The following is a 7265-nucleotide window of genomic DNA, read 5'->3' as shown; positions in this document are numbered from 1 at the left end:
TGGACGGAGGTGTTCGGCTTCGGCGACTGGGCGGCGCTCATGCAGCGGGTGCGGAAGGCGGGCCCGCAGGGCGTGGTGGCGGAGGTACGGGCGGCGGAGGCGGCGGACGCGGACCGCGGCAGGTACCGCAGGGGGAAGGTGCACGACGACGCGTCGGCGGTGCTGGTGGAGCTGTGACGGGTTCGCGTACGCCCACCCTCGTCCCGCAATTATCTTGTACACAAGTCAATCGTTTATGATTAACTTTCGAGCGCCCGGACGGGTACGACGACGGCACGAGCAGAGAGAGGGGGCCCGCATGGCGACCACCGACACCGCGGACGGGGCGCAGGGAGCCGAGGAAGAATTTCGGAAGCTGGACGAGTTCATCTGCTTCGCCCTGTACGCCGCGCAGCGCGCGGTCATCAACGGCTACCGCCCGCTGCTCGACAAGCTCGGCGTGACCTACCCGCAGTACCTCGTGCTGGTCGCGCTCTACGAGAACGGCCCGTCGCTGGTCAAGAACCTCGGCGCCGCGCTCCACCTGGACTACGGGACGCTGACCCCGCTGCTGAAGCGGCTGGAGGCGAACGGGCTGGTGAAGCGGCAGCGCCGCGCCGACGACGAGCGGCTGGTGGAGGTGTCGCTCACGGCGGAGGGCACGGCGCTGCGCCGGAAGGCGAACGTCGTGGTGCCGTCGCTGGACGAGGCTATGGGCCTGACGGCGGAGGAGGTGGAGCAGGCGAAGGCGCTGCTGCGGAAGATGACGGCGAACATGGCGGCACAGGGCTGACGGGGCGTATCCCCGCCTACGTCTGACGCCGGCCGCCCCCGCCCGCGCTCAGCTCGTTGAACCGCCCCAGCAGCCGGGCGAGTTCCCCGACCTCGCGGAGGTCCCACCCGGCGAGCTGCTGGATGTACTCCGCGTGCCGCGCCCCGCGCACGCGCAGCATCCGCCGCCGCCCCTCGTCCGTCAGCCGCACGAGCGCGGCCCGGCCGTCGGCGGGGTCGGGCTCGCGGTCGACGAGGCCCAACTCCTCAAGGGCGTGGAGCTGCCGGCTGACGGTCGCCTTGCCGATGTTGAAGTAGCCGGCGAGTTCGGTGGCGCGCCGCCCGCCGGCCTCCAGTTGGGCCAGCATCGCGTACGCGCCGGGTTCGAGCCCGGGGTCGACCTGGCGGGCCATGTCCGCCGCGATGCCGCGGGCGCGGCGGTAGAAGACCGCCAGCTCCCGCTCCAGATCGAGGAAGACGTGGTCCACACCATTTCCCACGTCCACCTGTCCGCCTCCGGGGGTTTCGGCCTTGTGCACGTCAGGGGCCCTTCCGGCTTTCCACGGGCTGAAAGTTTTCTTCAGAAGCGGCAGAAGCCGCAGCTCCCCCAGTATTTCGCAGGCGTAGACCAAAGGCACCTGCCGGGCCCTCTTTCGCTCCCGCGCGCACAGCGCTTACCTTCGGCGCAGCACGTAGTGACATGGCCACACCAAGGGCCGGGCCAGGCCCGCAGGCGTACGAGGACGGGCCACTGCCGCCCCGCCGCTCCCGCCGCACGCGCACCCGCCGCACCCGCCGCACCCGCCGCACCCCCGAGCCGGCCGCACCACACGCCCGGCACCTCCGCCCCCTCCGCCTACCGGCACCACCGGAGTCACGGCTTCCCGGAACCACGGCACCACCGGTACCACCGGCAAATCCGGCACCACCGAGGAACCCCCACACCCGGAGGAACGCATGTCATCGCCAGTCCGCACCCGCTCGCGCCTAGGGCGCCGCTCCCTCGCCGCCGCCATCGCCACCGCGGCCACCTCGCTCTCCCTCGTCGTCGGCCTGACCACCCCCGCCGCCGCGGGCGACCGGCTCAACCCCAACCCCCGCGACCTGGAACGCGGCGAGGCGTACATGGGCGCCGGCATCCGCCTCCACGAGGGCACCGGCGCCCCCGCGGGGTCCGCGGGCGCCGCCGGCCAGGAGGCCGGCCCGCTCGCGACCGTCGAGGGCGTCGACGTCTCCAGCCACCAGGGCAACGTCAACTGGTCCACGCTCTGGAACGCCGGCAACCGCTTCGCGTACGTCAAGGCCACCGAGGGCACGGGCTACAAGAACCCGTACTTCACCCAGCAGTACAACGGCTCGTACAACATCGGGATGATCCGCGGCGCGTACCACTTCGCCCTCCCGAACGGCGCAAGCGGCGCCGCCCAGGCCGACTACTTCGCCAGCAACGGCGGCGGCTGGTCCCGCGACGGCAAGACGCTGCCGGGCGTGCTGGACATCGAGTACAACCCCTACGGCGCCACCTGCTACGGCCTCAGCCAGGCGTCGATGCGCAACTGGATCAGCTCGTTCCTCACCCGCTACCGGGAGCGCACCGGCCGCTACGCGGTGATCTACACGAACACCAACTGGTGGACCCAGTGCACCGGCAACTACGGCGGCTACGCGGGCAACCACCCGCTGTGGATCGCCCGCTACGCCTCCTCGCCGGGCACGCTCCCGGCCGGCTGGGGCTTCTACACCTTCTGGCAGTACACCTCGACGGGCCCCACGGTCGGCGACCACAACAAGTTCAACGGCGCCTACGACCGCCTCCAGGCCCTGGCCAACGGCTGACCCCGGCCGGCCCCGCCAACCCCCGCCGGTCCCTCCGGAGCTGCTCCTCCGGCGGGACCGGCGGCCACGTCACCGGACCACGGTCTGGATCTCCGCCACGGTCACGTCGTACGTCGTCTCGAAGACACCGTCCGGCAGGTCCCCGTCCGTACCGCCCGAGCCGGTCCAGTCGACCTCCCACGTGATCGACGCCTTCAGCGCGAACGAGCCGCCCGCGGCCTCGCTGGAGCGCCGGTACGTGACCCCGCACACCGGCACCGCCCCGGCGGCCCCCCGCCGGTAGCGCTCGCCGACGCCCCCGTCGCCGTCGATCGCGCACGCCCCGCCCTCGGGGTGGACCACGGCGTCCTCCGTCCCGGGGTCGAGCCGCAGGCTCGTGGGCGTCGCGGTGGTCTCGGCCCACAGCCCGGTGCCGGGCAACTCCGCCCGTACCACGACCTCGTCGAAGGCGGCGGGCTCCTGCCAGATCCAGGTGGGCAGGTTCACCTTCAGCCGGTCGTCCGCGGGCTGCATCTCGATCTCGGTATCGGGCACCTTGACCGAATCGTAGGCGTACCCGGCGAGCATCTCGGGGGTGATGGCCGTCGGCACGTCGGGCGCGGCACCGTCGTCCGCCCAGAACATCAGCTGCTGGTCGCAGCCGCCGGCCTCGAAGTCGTCCTCCCGGTTGGGGTTGCGCACGGCGCGCCACCACATGCCGTCGCCCTGCTTGTCGAGGTTGTAGTTCTCGGGATTCCCGTCACCGCCGTCGCGGTAGTACTCGTGCATGAGGTCGGTGCCCCACTGGAGGCGGCTGTTGACGGGGACGAGGTCGCCGCTCTCGATGGCGCCCACCGCCCGCTCCAGCTCCCGCGGAGTGGCGACGGGCTCGTGCCAGCACGGCGGCGGCGTCCAGTTCCGGTCGACCGAACTGATGGGCTGCCCGCCCTGCCCACCGCCCCCGGTCTGCCGGACGACGACCTGGGTGGCGGTCGCACTGATGGTGCCGTCGCCGGGGTCCGAGTCGCCGCGGGCGTCGGAGCCCGGCGGGTTCGTACCCGCCTGCGCAGGGCTTCCCGCCAAGAGCAAGCCCGTTGCGATCGATACCGATAACGCCCCGATGGCGGGACGGCGGATGCCCTTCATCACCGAGTCCTCACTCGTCGCATGAGCCGCGCTTCCCGTTCACATCCGCGACCTGCCACACGTCGCCGTCGCCCTTCTGCAACATGAGGGTGTACTGCACGACGTCTCCCGGCTTCGCGGCGGACAGCACCTTTCCCGATCCGCGCTCGACGGTCTTCACTTCGCTCTCGTCCGCGCAGTACCGGAGCGATCCGGTGATCCCGTTGTCGTGCACCTCCACGACCGGCGACCGGAAGCTGACCTTCCCCTCGACGGTGGCGTTCGCGTCCTTGAAGTCGCCGATCCACTCCTGAGTGTCCGTCCAGGCGCCGGTGCCCTCGGCGTGGTAGTACGCCACGGCCTCGGAGTCCGGATTCGGCGGATCCTGGGTGATGGCCTCGTACGTCGCGCGCTCGCTCTGCGCGCCGGAGTCCAGCACCGCCTGTTCCTCCGCGTCGGCCGACTCCCAGTCCTCGAAGACGAGTTCCACGCTCTTCGGCAGCTCGATCTCCGGGCCGTCCGCGGGGCGGTGGCGGCGACGACTCCGCCGGGCTGCTCTTCCCCGCGCCCTCGATCTTGTCGTCCGACGACCCGGAGTCGTCGCCCCCGCACGCGGAGACGAGCAGGGCCGCGGCCGCGACGGCCGCGAGGGTGGCTGAGCGGAAGGGGCGGACCACGTCGACTCCAGTAACGGTGAGGGCACTTCGAGTGACAAGACGCTACCAAGGCACGGGCAGTTCCGTCCGGCTTCCCCGGGGGCACCGCCACGCGCACGCCGAACGGCCCCTCCCGGGTGGGTGGTCGGGAGGGGCCGTGTCCGTGGGGACGGGGTGGAGGCGGTGGTGCGGGGTCAGGCGGCCACGGGGACCTCCGGGTCCGCGGCCGGTGCGGCCGGTGCGGCCGCGGCCGGTGTCAGGGCCAGTTCCAGGACCTGGCGGACGTCGGACACCGGGTGGACCTCCAGCTTCCGCAGGACCTCCGCCGGCACGTCGTCCAGGTCGGGCTCGTTCCGCTTCGGGATGACCACCGTGGTGACCCCCGACCGGTGTGCCGCCAGCAGCTTCTGCTTCACGCCGCCGATCGGCAGCACCCGGCCCGTCAGCGACACCTCACCGGTCATCGCCACGTCCGTGCGCACCTGCCGGCCGCTCAGCAGCGACGCCAGCGCCGTCGTCATCGTGACGCCCGCGCTCGGCCCGTCCTTCGGGACCGCGCCCGCCGGTACGTGCAGGTGGATGCCCCGGTCCTTGAGGTCGGCCACCGGCAGTTCCAGCTCCGCGCCGCGCGAGCGCAGGAAGGAGAGCGCGATGTGCGCCGACTCCTTCATCACGTCGCCCAGCTGCCCCGTCAGGGTCAGCCCGGACGCACCCGACTCGGGGTCGGCCAGCGACGCCTCGATGTACAGCACGTCGCCGCCGGCGCCCGTCACCGCCAGGCCCGTCGCCACGCCGGGGACCGCCGTGCGGCGCTCCGCGGGGTCGGTGGCGGACTCCGGGGTGTGGTGCGGGCGGCCGATCAGCGGGCGGAGTGCGTCGACCCCGACCGTGTACGGCAGCTTCGCGTCGCCCAGTTCGTGCTGCGCCGCGATCTTGCGGAGCAGCCGCGCGAGGGCGCGCTCCAGGTTCCGTACGCCCGCCTCCCGGGTGTACTCGCCCGCGAGCTTGCGCAGCGCGTCGTCCTCGACGGCGACCTCGCCGGCCTCCAGGCCCGCGCGCTCCAGCTGCCGCGGCAGCAGGTGGTCGCGGGCGATAGTGACCTTCTCGTCCTCGGTGTAGCCGTCGAGGCGGACCAGTTCCATGCGGTCCAGCAGCGCCTCGGGGATGGCTTCGAGGACGTTCGCGGTGGCGAGGAAGACGACGTCGGACAGGTCCAGCTCGACTTCCAGGTAGTGGTCGCGGAACGTGTGGTTCTGCGCCGGGTCCAGGACCTCCAGCAGGGCCGCGGCGGGGTCGCCGCGGAAGTCGGAGCCGACCTTGTCGATCTCGTCGAGCAGCACGACCGGGTTCATCGACCCGGCCTCCTTGACGGCCCGTACGACGCGGCCGGGCAGCGCACCGACGTACGTACGCCGGTGGCCGCGGATCTCCGCCTCGTCCCGGACGCCGCCGAGGGCGACCCGGACGAACTTGCGCCCCATGGCCCGCGCCACGGACTCGCCCAGCGACGTCTTGCCGACGCCGGGGGGGCCGACGAGCGCGAGCACCGCGCCGCCGCGCCGGCCGCCGACGAGGCCCAGGCTCCGGTCCGCGCGGCGCTTGCGCACCGCCAGGTACTCGGTGATGCGCTCCTTGACGTCCTCCAGGCCCGCGTGGTCGGCGTCCAGGATCTCCTTGGCGCCGGTGATGTCGTACGCGTCCTCCGTACGCTCGCTCCACGGCATCTCCAGGACCGTGTCGAGCCACGTCCTGATCCAGCCGCCCTCGGGCGAGGCGTCGGAGCTGCGCTCCAGCTTGTCGACCTCCTTCAGGGCCGCCTCGCGGACCTTCTCGGGCAGGTCGGCGGCCTCCACCCGGGCGCGGTAGTCGTCGGACTCCTCGCCGTCGGGCTCGCCGTTCAGCTCGCGCAGCTCCTTGCGCACGGCCTCCAGCTGGCGCCGCAGCAGGAACTCGCGCTGCTGCTTGTCGACGCCCTCCTGGACGTCCTTGGCGATGGACTCGGCGACGTCCTGCTCCGCCAGGTGCTCCTTCAGCCACTGCGTGGCCAGCCCCAGCCGGGCCACCGGGTCGGCGGTCTCCAGCAGTTCCACGCGCTGCTCCGTGCTGAGGAACGGCGAGTAGCCGGCGTTGTCGGCGAGCTGGCCGACGTCGTCGATCTGCTGCACGCGGTCCACGACCTGCCAGGCGCCGCGCTTGCGCAGCCAGTCGGTCGCGACCGCCTTGTACTCCTTCGTCAGCTCCGCGACCGCGCCGGGCAGGGGGTCGGGTACGGACTCCTCGATCTCCGTGCCCTCCACCCACAGCGCCGCCCCGGGGCCGGTGGTGCCGGCGCCGATGCGGATCCGGGCGACGCCGCGGATCAGTGCACCGGGGTCGCCGTCGGCCAGCCGGCCGACCTGCTCGACGCGGCCGAGGACACCGGTGCCCACGTACGTGCCGTCGACCCGCGGGACGAGCAGCACCCTGGGCTTGTGTCCGCTGTCGCGCGCCGCGGCCTGCGCGGCCTCGACCGCGGCCCGCACCTCGCGGTCCGAGAGGTCGAGCGGCACGACCATGCCGGGGAGCACGACCTCGTCATCGAGCGGCAGGACGGGCAGGGCCAGCGGCGTATTCGAGCCGGACTCAGTAGCCATTGATCTCCCCTTCGGCATGCAAGTTGAGTTACGTGGGCTCAACCCCGGGGGGTGGCGTGATGTTCCCGGCCGTCTGTTCGCTGTCAGCGATCGGGCAGGATGGGGCCATGAGCAGCGAGAACGACGCGCCGCGCGCCGTGACGGTCGACCGCAGGTCCGGCCCGTACGGGGAGGTCGTGCTGCGCCGCCGGGGCGCGCACCACGAGATCATCGCGAACGGCGTCTTCCTCATGGACACCTCCGACGGCCGCTCGGAGCGGCTGCTGATCCGGGCCGCGGCGAAGGC

6 protein-coding genes and 1 pseudogene are annotated in these 7265 nt (G+C 72.4%); 3 read left to right on the top strand and 4 right to left on the bottom strand.

Going from position 1 to position 7265, the window contains the following annotated elements; translation table 11 throughout:
- Window positions 1-298 precede the first annotated feature (298 nt).
- On the top strand, window positions 299-772 hold the full coding sequence (locus tag H5J30_RS12220) for a MarR family winged helix-turn-helix transcriptional regulator (RefSeq protein ID WP_181787457.1): 474 nt from the start codon (window positions 299-301) through the stop codon (window positions 770-772).
- A 16-nt stretch (window positions 773-788) separates the two neighbouring features.
- Here H5J30_RS12220 and H5J30_RS12215 read toward each other — a convergent pair whose 3' ends face one another.
- The gene (locus H5J30_RS12215; RefSeq protein ID WP_374100971.1) at window positions 789-1289 is read right to left on the bottom strand and encodes a MarR family winged helix-turn-helix transcriptional regulator; all 501 of its coding nucleotides are present in this window, start codon (window positions 1287-1289) and stop codon (window positions 789-791) included.
- Window positions 1290-1707: 418 nt separating this feature from the next.
- Here H5J30_RS12215 and H5J30_RS12210 point away from each other — a divergent pair, with 418 nt between their 5' ends.
- Window positions 1708-2586, top strand: coding sequence for a lysozyme (locus H5J30_RS12210; RefSeq protein WP_181787456.1), 879 nt, complete (start codon window positions 1708-1710; stop codon window positions 2584-2586).
- A 69-nt stretch (window positions 2587-2655) separates the two neighbouring features.
- Here H5J30_RS12210 and H5J30_RS12205 read toward each other — a convergent pair whose 3' ends face one another.
- The 3 genes from H5J30_RS12205 to lon all read right to left on the bottom strand — a co-directional run bounded on the left by H5J30_RS12205 (window position 2656) and on the right by lon (window position 6979).
- Entirely contained in the window at window positions 2656-3711 is a 1056-nt protein-coding gene (locus tag H5J30_RS12205) for a hypothetical protein (RefSeq protein WP_181787455.1), read from the bottom strand.
- Window positions 3712-3721: 10 nt separating this feature from the next.
- Window positions 3722-4180 carry a hypothetical protein gene (locus H5J30_RS12200; RefSeq protein WP_258563270.1) on the bottom strand — a complete coding sequence of 153 codons (459 nt, stop codon included), beginning with the start codon at window positions 4178-4180 and terminating at the stop codon, window positions 3722-3724.
- Window positions 4181-4540: 360 nt separating this feature from the next.
- Window positions 4541-6979 carry an endopeptidase La gene (gene lon / locus H5J30_RS12195; protein ID WP_181787454.1) on the bottom strand — a complete coding sequence of 813 codons (2439 nt, stop codon included), beginning with the start codon at window positions 6977-6979 and terminating at the stop codon, window positions 4541-4543.
- 107 nt (window positions 6980-7086) lie between these two features.
- Between lon and H5J30_RS36630 the strand changes: the two are divergent.
- Window positions 7087-7265 (top strand): annotated as a pseudogene (locus H5J30_RS36630) (spermidine synthase); the annotation flags it as partial.

The organism is Streptomyces phytophilus, assembly GCF_013870535.1.
Taxonomy (GTDB): domain Bacteria; phylum Actinomycetota; class Actinomycetes; order Streptomycetales; family Streptomycetaceae; genus Streptomyces; species Streptomyces phytophilus.
The sequence above is the reverse complement of the archived record's forward strand: the minus strand, read 5'-3'. Positions and strand labels throughout refer to the sequence as shown.